The 13,549-nt window shown below is 53.4% G+C and carries 14 protein-coding genes and 3 tRNA genes; 16 read left to right on the top strand and 1 reads right to left on the bottom strand.

The features are described 5' to 3' along the window. Positions 1–311 precede the first annotated feature (311 nt). From cydA to AC6I8K_RS05705, 14 genes are all read left to right on the top strand, one after another. Complete coding sequence (gene cydA / locus AC6I8K_RS05640) at positions 312–1,883, top strand: cytochrome ubiquinol oxidase subunit I (RefSeq protein ID WP_483817012.1); 1,572 nt, start codon at positions 312–314, stop codon at positions 1,881–1,883. An 11-nt stretch (positions 1,884–1,894) separates the two neighbouring features. After that, positions 1,895–3,034, top strand: coding sequence for a cytochrome d ubiquinol oxidase subunit II (cydB, locus tag AC6I8K_RS05645; RefSeq protein WP_483817013.1), 1,140 nt, complete (start codon positions 1,895–1,897; stop codon positions 3,032–3,034). 15 nt (positions 3,035–3,049) lie between these two features. Further along, complete coding sequence (gene cydX, locus AC6I8K_RS05650; protein ID WP_007890642.1) at positions 3,050–3,163, top strand: cytochrome bd-I oxidase subunit CydX; 114 nt, start codon at positions 3,050–3,052, stop codon at positions 3,161–3,163. After that, complete coding sequence (gene ybgE, locus AC6I8K_RS05655; RefSeq protein ID WP_483817014.1) at positions 3,163–3,456, top strand: cyd operon protein YbgE; 294 nt, start codon at positions 3,163–3,165, stop codon at positions 3,454–3,456. The genes cydX and ybgE overlap by 1 nt, the downstream gene beginning before the upstream one ends. Before the next feature lie 180 nt (positions 3,457–3,636). Beyond that, complete coding sequence (ybgC, locus tag AC6I8K_RS05660) at positions 3,637–4,059, top strand: tol-pal system-associated acyl-CoA thioesterase (protein WP_191322252.1); 423 nt, start codon at positions 3,637–3,639, stop codon at positions 4,057–4,059. Next, complete coding sequence (gene tolQ / locus AC6I8K_RS05665; RefSeq protein ID WP_007890639.1) at positions 4,056–4,742, top strand: Tol-Pal system protein TolQ; 687 nt, start codon at positions 4,056–4,058, stop codon at positions 4,740–4,742. Before ybgC ends, tolQ begins: the two co-directional genes overlap by 4 nt. A gap of 13 nt (positions 4,743–4,755) precedes the next feature. Continuing rightward, positions 4,756–5,184 carry a colicin uptake protein TolR gene (tolR, locus tag AC6I8K_RS05670; protein ID WP_008107389.1) on the top strand — a complete coding sequence of 143 codons (429 nt, stop codon included), beginning with the start codon at positions 4,756–4,758 and terminating at the stop codon, positions 5,182–5,184. Positions 5,185–5,209: 25 nt separating this feature from the next. Next, entirely contained in the window at positions 5,210–6,487 is a 1,278-nt protein-coding gene (gene tolA / locus AC6I8K_RS05675; protein WP_064740594.1) for a cell envelope integrity protein TolA, read from the top strand. 116 nt (positions 6,488–6,603) lie between these two features. Beyond that, positions 6,604–7,899, top strand: a complete 1,296-nt coding sequence (tolB, locus tag AC6I8K_RS05680; RefSeq protein WP_064740595.1) for a Tol-Pal system beta propeller repeat protein TolB — start codon at positions 6,604–6,606, stop codon at positions 7,897–7,899. Between the two features lie 64 nt (positions 7,900–7,963). Beyond that, positions 7,964–8,485, top strand: coding sequence for a peptidoglycan-associated lipoprotein Pal (pal, locus tag AC6I8K_RS05685; protein WP_007890635.1), 522 nt, complete (start codon positions 7,964–7,966; stop codon positions 8,483–8,485). Positions 8,486–8,494: 9 nt separating this feature from the next. Further along, complete coding sequence (cpoB, locus tag AC6I8K_RS05690; RefSeq protein ID WP_064740596.1) at positions 8,495–9,289, top strand: cell division protein CpoB; 795 nt, start codon at positions 8,495–8,497, stop codon at positions 9,287–9,289. A 166-nt stretch (positions 9,290–9,455) separates the two neighbouring features. Beyond that, positions 9,456–9,531: transfer RNA gene (locus AC6I8K_RS05695), tRNA-Lys, on the top strand. Between the two features lie 53 nt (positions 9,532–9,584). Continuing rightward, positions 9,585–9,660, top strand: a tRNA-Lys gene (locus AC6I8K_RS05700). Between the two features lie 28 nt (positions 9,661–9,688). Next, positions 9,689–9,764 (top strand) — tRNA-Lys (locus AC6I8K_RS05705). A 438-nt stretch (positions 9,765–10,202) separates the two neighbouring features. Here AC6I8K_RS05705 and AC6I8K_RS05710 read toward each other — a convergent pair. Then, complete coding sequence (locus tag AC6I8K_RS05710; RefSeq protein ID WP_497827222.1) at positions 10,203–11,666, bottom strand: AlkA N-terminal domain-containing protein; 1,464 nt, start codon at positions 11,664–11,666, stop codon at positions 10,203–10,205. A 158-nt stretch (positions 11,667–11,824) separates the two neighbouring features. On the opposite strand from AC6I8K_RS05710, the gene AC6I8K_RS05715 reads away from it, so the two are divergent. Together AC6I8K_RS05715 and nadA are read left to right on the top strand one after the other, a co-directional pair. Next, positions 11,825–12,331, top strand: coding sequence for a methylated-DNA--[protein]-cysteine S-methyltransferase (locus AC6I8K_RS05715; RefSeq protein WP_483817016.1), 507 nt, complete (start codon positions 11,825–11,827; stop codon positions 12,329–12,331). 135 nt (positions 12,332–12,466) lie between these two features. Then, positions 12,467–13,528, top strand: a complete 1,062-nt coding sequence (nadA, locus tag AC6I8K_RS05720; RefSeq protein WP_483817017.1) for a quinolinate synthase NadA — start codon at positions 12,467–12,469, stop codon at positions 13,526–13,528. The last annotated feature ends 21 nt before the right edge of the window (positions 13,529–13,549 follow it).

Genomic DNA, 13,549 nt, shown 5'->3' on the forward strand with positions numbered 1-13,549 from the left:
AACCGGTATAAATTGCGCTGCATCAATTCAGTCTTCTTCATAATTTTTCAGGAGTTTGTGCCAGGCGTTGTTAAATCAATTCTGTCGCCTCCTCGAGACACTCCTGCTTGAACCAGACTGAAAAGATCGGTTTTTCGGGAAATTTATATCACTGTTACTCACGCATATCGGGCAACAGATTTTCTCTGTTATCTCAGTAATAAAACTGGAATCAATAATCAGTCGTTCCTGAATCTTATTCTGCGCGTCAATGTCTGTTGTTTGCCGTTGTCATCCGCAGGGGAAGTTCATGCGAGGAGCAAGGAGTCACCATGTTAGATATTGTCGAGCTGTCGCGTTTACAGTTTGCCCTGACGGCGATGTACCATTTCCTGTTCGTGCCATTAACGCTGGGTATGGCGTTTTTGTTGGCGATCATGGAAACCGTGTATGTCCTCACAGGGAAACAAATTTATAAAGATATGACCAAGTTCTGGGGCAAGTTGTTTGGTATCAACTTTGCGCTCGGCGTGGCTACCGGCCTGACCATGGAATTCCAGTTCGGTACCAACTGGTCATATTACTCACATTACGTCGGCGATATCTTTGGTGCGCCGCTCGCCATTGAAGGTTTGATGGCGTTCTTCCTCGAATCCACCTTTGTTGGTCTGTTCTTCTTCGGCTGGGATCGCCTGGGCAAGGTGCAACACCTCGCGGTGACCTGGTTGGTGGCGCTCGGCTCGAACATGTCCGCACTGTGGATTCTGGTGGCGAATGGCTGGATGCAGAACCCGATCGCATCGGAATTCAATTTCGAAACCATGCGTATGGAGATGTTGAGCTTCTCCGAACTGGTGCTTAATCCGGTTGCGCAGGTGAAGTTTGTGCATACCGTGGCCGCCGGTTACACCACCGGCGCGATGTTCATTCTCGGTATCAGCGCATGGTATCTGCTAAAAGGGCGCGATATGGCTTTTGCTAAGCGCTCTTTTGCTATTGCAGCCAGCTTCGGTATGGCCGCGATTTTGTCGGTGATCGTACTGGGTGACGAATCCGGTTATGAAATTGGCGACGTGCAGAAAACCAAACTCGCAGCGATTGAAGCGGAATGGGAAACCCAACCGGCACCGGCTGCGTTTACGCTATTCGGTATTCCGGATCAGGAGACGCAGGAAAACAAATATGCGATTCAGATTCCGTATCTGCTCGGCTTGATCGCTACACGTTCAGTCGATACGCCGGTGACCGGTTTGAAAGATTTGCTGGCGCAGCATGAAGTGCGTATTCGTAACGGTATGAAAGCTTACGCACTGTTAAACGAACTACGTGGTGGCAGTAAAGATCCTGCTGTTCGTAGCCAGTTCGAAGCCACCAAACAGGATCTCGGTTATGGCTTATTGCTGAAGCGTTATACCGCAGATGTGGCGAATGCCACTGAAGAGCAAATTCAGCAAGCCAAGCAGGACTCTATTCCGCGCGTTGCGCCGTTGTATTTTGCCTTCCGCATCATGGTGCTGGGTGGCGTGCTGATGTTGGGCATTATTGCGCTCTCCTTCTGGAGCGTGATCCGCAACCGTATCGGTAAGTCCCGCTGGCTGTTGAAAGCGGCATTGTACGGCATTCCATTGCCGTGGATTGCAATTGAAGCCGGTTGGTTCGTTGCTGAATACGGGCGTCAACCATGGGCGATTGGTGAGGTGCTGCCCACCGCAGTCGCTAACTCCTCACTGACCGTGGGCGATCTCCTGTTCTCGATGACGCTGATTTGCGGTCTCTATACCTTGTTCCTCGTGGCGGAAATGTACCTGATGTTCAAATTCGCGCGCCTTGGTCCAAGCAGCCTGAAAACGGGGCGCTATCATCATGAAACGCTGAAACCATCATCTCAGCCGGTGCGTGGATAAGGAGAGCTACCATGTTTGACTATGAAGTATTGCGTTTTGTCTGGTGGCTGCTGATTGGCGTGTTGCTGATCGGTTTCGCCGTCACCGACGGCTTTGATATGGGTGTGGGTATGCTGACCCGTATTCTGGGTCGTACCGATACCGAACGCCGCATCATGATTAACAGTATTGCGCCGCACTGGGACGGTAACCAGGTTTGGCTGATCACCGCCGGTGGCGCGCTGTTTGCTGCCTGGCCGATGGTCTATGCTGCGGCGTTCTCGGGTTTCTACGTGGCGATGATTCTGGTGCTAGCGTCACTGTTCTTCCGTCCGGTCGGTTTTGACTACCGCTCGAAGATTGAAGATATGCGCTGGCGCGGCATGTGGGATTGGGGCATTTTCATCGGCAGCTTTGTGCCGCCGCTGGTGATTGGTGTGGCGTTCGGTAACCTGCTGCAAGGTGTGCCGTTCCATGCTGACGAATATCTGCGCCTCTTCTATACCGGCAACTTCTTCCAACTGCTGAATCCGTTTGGCTTGCTGGCGGGCGTGATCAGTGTGGCGATGATCCTGACGCAGGGCGCAACCTATCTGCAGATGCGTACCGCAGGCGATCTGCACCTGCGTAGCCGCAGCACTGCGCAAATCTCTGCGCTGGTGATGATGGTGTGCTTTGTACTGGCAGGCGTTTGGGTTAAATACGGCATCGACGGCTACGTGGTGAAAAGCGTCATCGATCATCACGCGGCCTCTAACCCGCTGGGCAAAGACGTAGTGCGTGCAGCCGGTGCATGGATGGTGAACTTTGAGCAGACGCCGGTGTTGTGGTTATTCCCGCTGTTGGGCGTGGTGTTGCCGCTGCTGACCATTCTCTGCTCGCGCATCGAGAAGGGCGCCTGGGCGTTCATCTTCTCTTCACTGACGTTAGCCTGCGTGATCATGACGGCCGGTATTGCGATGTTCCCGTTCATCATGCCATCCAGCACCGTGCCGGGCATCAGCCTGACAATGTGGGATGCCACGTCTAGCCTACTGACCCTAAAAGTAATGACCATTGCTGCCATCATCTTTGTACCGATTATCCTGGCGTACACCGCCTGGTGTTATTACAAGATGTTTGGCCGTATCACCAAAGAACACATTGAGAGCAATACGCACTCCCTGTACTGATTAAGGAGATTAAGCATGTGGTATTTTGCCTGGATTCTTGGCACCTTGCTGGCCTGTGCGTTCGGTGTGATTACGGCGCTGGCGCTGGAGCATGTTGAAGAGAGCAGCGCGAAGGACGAGCAAGTCTAATGCGCACACTGATTCAGACACTGTATCGTCTGATGGATAAGGGCCCGCTTCGGGCCCTTTCGCTCATCCTCGCGTTGTGGTTGGCGGGCTGTGTCATTTGGCAGCCCGCACGCTTTGCCGCGCGCACCAGTGATTTAGCGATAGGGCACGGAATGCTGCTGATTTGGGCCGTCTGCACTGGCGTTATTCACGGTACCGGGTTTCGTCCTCAGCGCCTGCGCTGGCAAGCTTGGTTCTCACCCTTGCCGGCAATGATGGTTTTAGTCGCAGGAATTTTCTGGTTCTACCATTAAGTCCATGCTCAGGACTTAAAAATGCTGCATTTTCAGGCGCTGACGTGAGGTTTTGTCAGCGTCCGGTCAAGAAACATCCTAAAAATCCTTCCAGTTGTTAACCTGTGATAATTATTTTCTCCTGGCTCTGGCGGACCATTCCCAAGCTGATCTCACTTGCGTATAGTAGCAACGTTTAAAATGAGACCGGGATGTAGAGTGAGTACAACGCTGTTTCGCTGGCCGGTTCGTGTCTATTACGAAGACACCGATGCCGGTGGTGTGGTTTACCACGCCAGTTATCTTGCTTTCTATGAACGAGCACGTACCGAAATGTTGCGCCAGCGCCATTTCAATCAGCAGGTCCTGTTGGAAGAGCAGGTGGCTTTTGTGGTACGACGCATGACGATCGATTTTGTTGCGGCTGCACGTCTGGATGATCTTCTGGAAATTCAAACAGAAGTAACTTCAATGACGCGAGCAACGATGACATTTTCGCAGCGTATCGTGAATGCCGAAGGCAAAGTGCTAAATGAAGCAGAAGTCCTGATTGCCTGCATCAACCCACATCTAATGAAGCCAATTGCGCTTCCCAAGTCTATTGTCGCGGAGTTCAAGCAGTGACTGACATGAATGTTCTTGATTTGTTCCTGAAGGCGAGCCTTCTGGTCAAACTTATCATGTTGATTTTGATCGGCTTTTCTATTGCCTCATGGGCGATCATTATTCAGCGTACGCGCATTTTAAATGCGGCGGGGCGCGAAGCCGAAGCGTTTGAAGATAAGTTCTGGTCGGGGATTGAGCTGTCTCGCCTGTATCAGGAAAGCCAGGGACGCCGTGATGAATTGAGCGGATCTGAGCAAATTTTTTATTCCGGTTTCAAAGAGTTTGCGCGTTTGCACCGTGCTAACAATCACGCGCCAGAAGCGGTAGTGGAGGGTGCAAGCCGTGCAATGCGTATCTCCTTCAATCGTGAACTGGAAACGCTGGAAAACCACATTCCTTTCCTTGGCACCGTAGGTTCTATCAGTCCGTATATCGGTCTGTTTGGTACGGTGTGGGGGATCATGCACGCCTTTATCGCCCTCGGTGCGGTAAAACAGGCGACGCTGCAGATGGTTGCGCCGGGTATCGCCGAAGCGCTGATCGCCACTGCAATCGGTCTGTTCGCGGCCATTCCTGCTGTTATGGCGTACAACCGTCTGAACCAGCGTGTTAACAAGCTGGAACAGGGCTACGACAACTTTATGGAAGAGTTCACGGCTATCCTGCATCGTCAGGCTTTCTCCACCGACAACACGAAGTAAGTCGAGGTTTACGATGGCCAGAACCCGTGGTCGCGGTAAGCGCGACCTTAAGTCGGAAATCAACATTGTTCCGCTGTTGGACGTATTGTTGGTGTTGCTGCTCATCTTTATGGCAACCGCGCCGATTATTACCCAGAGCGTGGAAGTGGATCTGCCAGATGCGACAGATTCGAAAACCGTCTCAACTGATGATAATCCACCGGTGATTGTGGAAGTGTCTGGCGTCGGCCAGTACAGCCTGGTCGTGGATCACGATCGTATGACGCAGTTGCCGCCGGAGCAGGTGGTGAGCGAAGCGCAGCGCCGGATTGAAGCCAATCCGAAAACGGTCTTCCTGATCGGCGGTGCGAAAGACGTCCCTTACGACGAAATCATCAAGGCGCTGAACCTGTTACATCAGGCAGGCGTGAAATCTGTCGGTTTGATGACGCAGCCGATTTAAAGCGAACCGTTTTTGGGAACCGAGTGTGTCGAAGGCAACCGAGCAGAACGACAAGTTAAAGCGCGCGATAATCGTTTCGGTGATTCTGCACATCGTGCTGATCGCCTTACTGATTTGGAGCTCGTTTAACGAGAAAATCGAATCCAGCGGCGGGGGTGGCGGCAGTGATATTGACGCAGTGATGGTCGATTCAGGCGCCGTGGTTGAGCAATACAACCGCCAGCAGAATCAGCAAAGAGACAGTCAGCGTGCCGAGCAGCAGCGGCAGAAACAGTCGCAGCAGCAGGCCGAAGAGTTACAACAGAAACAAGCTGCTGAGCAGCAGCGCTTGAAAGAGATGGAAAAAGAGCGCTTGCAGGCACAGCAGGAAGCCAAAGAGCAGGCGAAACAGCAGGCCGAGCAGCAGAAAGCCGCTGAAGCCGCTGCGAAGCAGGCGCAGGAACAGCAGAAAACGGCTGAAGCCGCCGCAGCGAAAGCTAAGGCTGATGCTAAAGCGGAAGCCGATGCGCAGGCAAAAGCGGCCGCCGATGCCAAAGCCAAAGCGGTAGAAGAAGCCAAGCAAGCCGCGGCAGACGCGAAGAAGAAAGCGGAAGAGCAAGCGAAAGCAGCTGCCGCTGAAGCAGCGAAAGAGAAAGCGGCGCAGCAGGCAAAAGCGGCGGCAGAATCAAAAGCTAAAGCGGATGCTGAAGCCAAAGCGCAGGCTGCTGCCGAGGCAAAGGCGAAAGCGGCTCAGGAAGCGAAAGAGGCTAAAGAGCAAGCGGCTGCTGAGGCGAAAGAGAAAGCCGCTGCAGCAGCAAAAGAGAAGGCTGCTGCCGAGGCGAAAGCCAAGGCCGATGCCGCAGCGAAGGCAAAAGCGGATGCAAAAGCGAAAGCGGCGGCTGATGCGAAAAAAGCTGCCGCTGAAGCAGCGAAGAACGAAAACGCGGTTGACGATCTGTTAGGTGGACTGTCTTCTGGCAAGAATGCACCGAAAAGTGGCACCGCATCGGGTGGCGCTGCCGGGCAGGGCAATCAGAAGAAAGCGGGTGCGTCAGGTGCGGAGATTAATTCTTATCTGGGCCAGGTTGTCGGAGCCATTCAGAGCCGTTTCTACGATGCGGATTTGTATAAAGGTAAAGAGTGCAACCTGCGCATCAAGCTGGCACCGGATGGTTTGCTGATTGATGTTAAATCGGAAGGTGGTGACCCCGCCTTGTGTCAGGCGGCTATCGCTGCTGCGAAGCAGGCACGTATTCCAAAGCCGCCTTCGCAGGCTGTATATGAAGTGTTTAAAAACGCACCCATGCGTTTCAAACCAGAATAATGCAGTAACGTACGGCAGGTTGAACTAAGGTTAGCTTGCCGTACTCTATGAGTACTCGTGTTTTTCAGGAACTGTGCGAATTATCATGAACCTCTGGTTCAGGTAAGGGAGAAAAAATGAAGCAGGCACTTCGTGTAACCTTAGGTTTTTTTGTACTGCTGTGGGCAGCCATGCTCCATGCAGAAGTCCGTATCGAAATTACGCAGGGCGTTAACACCGCACGTCCTATTGGTGTGGTTCCGTTCCAATGGGCTGGCCCAGGCGCGGCACCAGAAGACATCGGCGGTATTGTTTCCGCCGACTTACGCAACAGCGGCAAATTCAACCCGCTGGATCGTTCGCGTCTGCCACAACAACCCGCTAGCGCGCAGGAAGTTCAACCTGCCGCATGGAGCGCATTAGGTATTGATGCCGTCGTGGTGGGTCAGGTCACACCAAACGCTGACGGCAGCTATCAAATTGCCTATCAGCTGGTGGATACTGGCGGCGCACCAGGCACCGTATTGGCGCAGAACTCTTACAAAGTGACGAAGCAGTGGTTGCGTTATGCAGCGCACACCGCCAGTGACGAAGTGTTCGAGAAGCTGACCGGCATCAAAGGCGCATTCCGTACCCGTATTGCATATGTGGTTCAGACCAATGGCGGTCAGTTCCCGTATGAGTTGCGCGTGTCGGATTACGATGGCTACAACCAGTTTGTGGTTCACCGTTCACCGCAGCCATTGATGTCTCCGGCCTGGTCGCCAGATGGCAGCAAAGTGGCTTACGTGACCTTCGAGAGCGGCAAATCTGCGCTGGTGGTTCAGACGCTATCTAACGGTGCAATCCGTCAGGTTGCTTCTTATCCGCGTCACAACGGTGCGCCAGCTTTCTCACCAGACGGTTCTAAACTGGCCTTCGCGCTGTCGAAAACCGGTAGCCTGAACTTGTACGTGATGGATCTGGCTTCAGGTCAGACGCGTCAGGTGACTGATGGTCGCTACAACAGCACTGAACCGACGTGGTTCCCGGATAGCCAGACCTTGGCTTATACCTCGGATCAGGCCGGTGCGCCTCAGATTTATAAAATTGGAGTTAACGGCGGTGCGCCACAACGTATTACCTGGGAAGGTGCGCAAAACCAGGATTCGGACGTGTCAACCGACGGTAAAACAATGGTGATGATCAGCAGCGCCGGTGGCGCTCAGCATGTCGCCAAACAGGATCTGGTAACGGGAGCCGTTCAAACAATAACGGACACGTTCCTGGATGAGACGCCAAGTCTGGCGCCAAACGGCACGATGGTAATCTATAGCTCTACTCAGGGGATGGGTTCCGTGTTGCAGTTGGTTTCAACCGACGGGCGTTTCAAAGCGCGTCTTCCGGCAACTGATGGACAGGTCAAATTCCCTGCCTGGTCGCCGTATCTGTGATGCATAGGTCCCCTGCACGGCGGGGGATTAAAATGTATGGCAAACAAAATAATAGGATAAAGAAATGCAACTGAACAAAGTGCTGAAAGGTTTGATGCTGGCTCTGCCAGTTATCGCAGTAGCTGCATGTAGCTCACACAAAAACAACAACAACGATCAGACTGGTATGGGCGCTAACGACGGCGCTTACGGTGCTGGTGCGGGCCAGAACGGTAACATGTCTTCTGACGAGCAAGCGCGCCTGCAGATGCAGCAGCTGCAGCAGAACAACATCGTTTACTTCGGTCTGGACAAGTATGACGTGCAGTCTGATTACGCTCAGATGCTGGATCAGCATGCTGCATTCCTGCGTGGCAACCCGTCTTACAAAGTGACCATCGAAGGTCACGCGGATGAGCGCGGTACACCGGAATACAACATCGCCCTGGGCGAACGTCGCGCAAGCGCTGTTAAGATGTATCTGCAAGGCAAAGGCGTTTCTGCTGACCAGATGTCTATCGTTTCTTACGGTAAAGAAAAACCAGCTGTACTGGGTCATGACGAAGCGGCATATGCCAAAAACCGTCGTGCCGTACTGGTTTACTAAGATAATCCTATGATGAGTAACTTCAGACTTCATCTGTTGAGTCTGTCGTTACTGGTTGGTTTAGCGGCCCCCTGGGCCGCTAATGCCCAGGCGTCAATCAGTAGCGTTGGCTCAGGCTCGGTCGAAGACCGCGTCACCACTCTTGAACGTATCTCTAATGCCCAGGCTCAGCTTCTGCAGCAGTTGCAGCAGCAGATGAGCGACAATCAAAGCGATATCGATTCGCTGCGCGGGCAAATCCAGCAAAACAGCTATCAGCTTAATCAGGTGATTGAGCGCCAGAAACAGCTCTATCAGCAAATCGACAGCCTCAGCTCCAGCAGTAACGGTGCGCAGGCCAGTGGTGGTGCAGATGCCGCTGCAGCGGGTGCTGCGGCTTCTGATAGCGGTAACAGCAATACTGCCAGTGCAGCCGCGCCAGCTCAAACCGGCGATGCGAACACGGATTACAATGCTGCTGTTGCGCTGATTCTGGAGAAGAAGCAGTACGATCAGGCGATTACTGCCCTGCAGGCTTGGGTGAAGAAATATCCTGATTCTACCTATCAGCCGAACGCCAATTATTGGTTAGGTCAGCTGTTTTACAACAAGGGTAAAAAAGACGATTCGGCCTACTATTTTGCCACTGTGGTAAAAAATTACGCGAAATCGCCAAAAGCCCCGGAAGCGCTGTTTAAGGTTGGCGTGATCATGCAAGAGAAAAACGACACGGCGAAAGCCAAGGCCGTTTTCCAACAAGTGATCAAACAATTCCCAAATAGTGATTCTGCTAAGCAGGCGCAAAAACGCCTCGCCGGGTTGTAATTTGTGCTTAAAAGACCGGATTTCGTGTGATTTCTGGTCTTACAGCATGAAAGGTAAGCAATTGAGACATTTAGTGGAAAATAAGGGTTGCGCCCTCCCGCTAAATCAGTAATATATGCCGCCGTTGCCGGGACATATCTTAACAAGTATCGGCAGCACTGAAGATGGGTCGTTAGCTCAGTTGGTAGAGCAGTTGACTTTTAATCAATTGGTCGCAGGTTCGAATCCTGCACGACCCACCATCTCAACCCGTTGTAAGTGAGATGATTTCTTCAGTAAGCTTCACAACCTTGATGGGTCGTTAGCTCAGTTGGTAGAGCAGTTGACTTTTAATCAATTGGTCGCAGGTTCGAATCCTGCACGACCCACCATCAAGTATAAGGTTGTAAGCCCCACAGCGGGTCGTTAGCTCAGTTGGTAGAGCAGTTGACTTTTAATCAATTGGTCGCAGGTTCGAATCCTGCACGACCCACCAGTTATGTAGAAAGGCGCCCTAAAGGCGCCTTTTTGCTTTTCTACGCTTTTTAAATGTTAGGCGGATTCGCTGTGAGATTGTGCACCGACCAGATAAGGCGGGGCGGATCGCGAAGAAACCTCACATCCCTGTGGATCGGCCTCGCAAGTACTCGCCTCATCCATGAGGCTCGCCCGCAAGCGGGCAACGCTTCGCGTTGTGCAAAAACGCTCCCGGCGTTTTTGTCCATGGCTCGGACGCTTCGCTCCTTCCGCCCCCGCCTTATCTGGCCCATACGATTTGTCGTTGGTTTTAATAACCGCACCCAGATTTAATGAAGACGGAAGGGCCGGGCGGTGGAGTAAAGCTTCCGGCGCATGGATGCGCCGGCAGAGCCTACAGGGATGTATCCACGGCGCCTTTACGGAACCGCCTGGTCCTTTCGGCTGTTGACTCGGTTTAGTTGCTCTTAACCTGCGTCAGACTTTTCCAGATATGCAGCACCGCATAGCTGCGCCACGGTCGCCAAACCTGTGATAACTGCTCCGCCACTTTGGCACTCACGCCGCCGAGATTATTACGAATCGCAATATCCTCTTTGGGAAACGCATCAGGCCAACGCAGCGCGCGCATTGCGATATAACTCGCTGTCCACGGCCCAATTCCTTTCAGCGCCAGCAACTGCTGCTGAACCACATCAGGATTCACCGCAGCGTTGAATCGCAAGGCACCAGAAGCACACGCCTGTGCCAATGCCTGAATAGCATGAGAACGTGCACTCACAATCCCAAGGCTAGCGATATCATCAATACTTGCTGTTGCCAGCGCCTCGGCATTGGGCGGCAAACGAGACAACTCTGGCCATGGCGTTGCCAGCGGTTCGCCAAAGCGTTGTGCCATGCGACTACTCAGCGTAGTTGCAGCTTTCACCGTTACTTGTTGGCCGAGTATCGCCCGTACACCTAGCTCGAAGCCGTCAAACGCACCAGGAACGCGTAAACCGGGAAAGCGCGATAAACTCTCCGCCAGCAGCGCATCGTGGCTGAGATGCTCTGCTATGCGCTGTGGCTGCGCATCCAAATCAAACAGATCGCGTAGACGACGCAATAGGGCGGGTAGCACTGGCGTCAACGACGTGGTGAATTGCACTTTCAACGACTGTTTCTCAGCAATATGGCTCACGCGCACCCAGCCGCGACAATTGCCCAACGCCACGGTACGGTGATACATGCCGTCGTTGACCCATTCCACCTCCTTCATGACGCGCTGTTGCAGAAAATCGAGCATCGCGTCCCAATCGTAAGGCGGACGATAACTCAGGCGCAGTTCGGCGCTTTCCTGAACCGTAGTAGTAGAATCGGGCTGACTCTGCTTGCGCAGGCGGGAAGGCGTCATGCGGTAGCGCGCCTGAAACACATCATTAAAACGTCTCAGGCTACGGAAGCCGCTGGCGTAGGCAATTTCCGTTACCGGTAGCGAGGTTTCCGTCAGAAGTTGCTTAGCGAGCAGCATACGGCGCGTCTGACGCAATTCTAATGGCGAAACACCCAGCTCCTGCTGCACCACACGACGTAATTGACGTTCGCTGAGGTTGAACTCGCGGGCGATGTCTGCGAGCGTCTCCTGCTCTTCCAGCAAGCCCTCTTCGATGCGTCGAATCAAACGATCGGCAATGCGATGATGACTATCTACCGGCGCAAAGCCGGGTGCCAGTTCCGGACGACAGCGTAAACAGGGGCGAAAGTGCGCTTTCTCTGCGGCCTCTGCGCTGCTGAAAAACAGGCAATTCTTCTGCATCGGCGCTTTCACCGGACAAATTGGCCGGCAATAAATGCCGGTTGATGTCACGCCCACAAAAAACAGCCCATCGAAGCGACTGTCGCGCGAGGTCAGCGCCTGGTAAGCAATTTCAGCATCAAACATCATCGTCTCCGGCAAATAAACGGCATGGTTGCGCAAATAGAACAGGAAAACTCGCTGCTTTCGGACAGCTAACCAGTTTATGCTGATGACCGAAAACAGCCAGTTTCCTGCGGCGGAAATGCGATAATCGCCAGCAGAGATTACGCCGGAGGTGCACCATGTATCATGCCAAAATCATCGCGACGCCGGTTGGCGAGCTAACACTTGTAGCCACCGATAATGGATTGTCGGCAATCCTGTGGGAAAACGAAGGGGCGCAGCGCGTGCCGCTGAAGCCAATCAGCCGTAACGATCAGCATCCGATTCTGTGTGAGGCCGAACGCCAGCTGCGCGAATATTTTGCCGGCGAGCGGCAGCAGTTTGATATGCCGTACGACACCGTCGGCACCGAGTTCCAGAAAAAAGTCTGGCAAGCCCTGCTCACTATCCCATTTGGTGAAACTCGCAGCTACCAGCAAATCGCCGAGCAGATTGGCCATCCCAAAGCGGTGCGCGCCGTGGGCGCGGCGAACGGTAAAAACCCGCTATCGATTATGGCGCCGTGCCATCGTGTGATCGGTAGCAACGGTAAGCTCACTGGCTTCGCCGGTGGACTCACAGTCAAAGCGTTCCTGCTGCAGCTGGAAAGTCCGCAGAAGTCGTTAAGCAGCGCATTGTTGCTATAGCGCGCGCAAAAAAGGGACGACACTCTCGCGCAATTCCGCTATCGTGTTTAGCATATAAAACACGATAGCGGTTTTGATGCCGCATCATTGCCGTAACAGGCAATTTTGTTAAATTGATAAAACGAGAGCCGTGTCATGAGTCTGATGTTCGATCCTGAAAGCGCGATCTATCCTTTCCCGCCGAAACCGGCACGTCTCAGTGACGATGAAAAATCCTACTATAAAAATAAAATCAAACGCTTGCTGAAAGAACGTGATGCGGTAATGGTGGCGCATTACTACACCGATCCCGAAATTCAGGCGCTGGCGGAAGAGACCGGCGGCTGCGTATCTGACTCACTGGAAATGGCGCGTTTCGGCAGCACGCACCCCGCCAAAACCTTGCTGGTGGCGGGCGTGCGTTTCATGGGCGAAACCGCAAAAATCCTCAGTCCGGAAAAAACCGTGCTGATGCCCACCTTGCAGGCGGAATGCTCACTCGATCTCGGTTGCCCCATTGAAGAGTTTAATCGCTTCTGCGATCAGCATCCCGATCGTACCGTGGTAGTGTATGCCAACACCTCGGCCGCTGTTAAAGCGCGTGCAGATTGGGTGGTAACGTCCAGCATCGCAGTAGAGCTGATTGAACATCTCGACAGCCTCGGCGAGAAAATTATCTGGGCACCGGATCGCCATCTTGGTCGTTACGTCACACAAAAGTCCGGCGCGGATGTGCTGTGCTGGCAAGGCGCCTGCATCGTGCATGATGAATTCAAAACCCAGGCTTTGCACCGCATGAAGGCGCTTTATCCTGAGGCGGCGGTGTTAGTCCATCCTGAATCGCCACAGGCAATTGTTGATCTGGCCGATGCGGTGGGTTCCACCAGTCAGCTGATTCAGGCGGCGCAAAGCTTGCCGCATCCGCAAATGATCGTCGCCACCGATCGCGGCATCTTCTACAAAATGCAGCAAGCGGTACCGAACAAAGAGCTGCTGGAAGCGCCAACGGCGGGTGAAGGCGCAACCTGCCGCAGCTGTGCGCACTGTCCATGGATGGCGATGAACGGTCTGAAAGCGATTGCCGAAGGGTTGGAGCGTGGTGGCAGCGAGCATGAAATTCATGTGGATAGCGCATTGCGTGAGGCCGCGTTGCGACCGCTCAACCGCATGCTATCCTTTGCAGCAGATCTCAAACTCAAGGTAAAAGGGAACGCATGACGCGCACCCTTAACACAGGTG

This window comes from Pantoea sp. X-Soil-ISGK-421 (assembly GCF_059730785.1).

Coding starts and splice junctions, on each gene's coding strand:
- cydA (WP_483817012.1), top strand. CDS start 312: ATGTTAGATATTGTCGAGCTGTCGCGTTTACAGTTTGCCCTGACGGCG.
- cydX (WP_007890642.1), top strand. CDS start 3,050: ATGTGGTATTTTGCCTGGATTCTTGGCACCTTGCTGGCCTGTGCGTTC.
- pal (WP_007890635.1), top strand. CDS start 7,964: ATGCAACTGAACAAAGTGCTGAAAGGTTTGATGCTGGCTCTGCCAGTT.
- tolR (WP_008107389.1), top strand. CDS start 4,756: ATGGCCAGAACCCGTGGTCGCGGTAAGCGCGACCTTAAGTCGGAAATC.
- ybgE (WP_483817014.1), top strand. CDS start 3,163: ATGCGCACACTGATTCAGACACTGTATCGTCTGATGGATAAGGGCCCG.
- AC6I8K_RS05710 (WP_497827222.1), bottom strand. CDS start 11,666: ATGTTTGATGCTGAAATTGCTTACCAGGCGCTGACCTCGCGCGACAGT.
- nadA (WP_483817017.1), top strand. CDS start 12,467: ATGAGTCTGATGTTCGATCCTGAAAGCGCGATCTATCCTTTCCCGCCG.
- cydB (WP_483817013.1), top strand. CDS start 1,895: ATGTTTGACTATGAAGTATTGCGTTTTGTCTGGTGGCTGCTGATTGGC.
- ybgC (WP_191322252.1), top strand. CDS start 3,637: ATGAGACCGGGATGTAGAGTGAGTACAACGCTGTTTCGCTGGCCGGTT.
- cpoB (WP_064740596.1), top strand. CDS start 8,495: ATGATGAGTAACTTCAGACTTCATCTGTTGAGTCTGTCGTTACTGGTT.
- AC6I8K_RS05715 (WP_483817016.1), top strand. CDS start 11,825: ATGTATCATGCCAAAATCATCGCGACGCCGGTTGGCGAGCTAACACTT.
- tolB (WP_064740595.1), top strand. CDS start 6,604: ATGAAGCAGGCACTTCGTGTAACCTTAGGTTTTTTTGTACTGCTGTGG.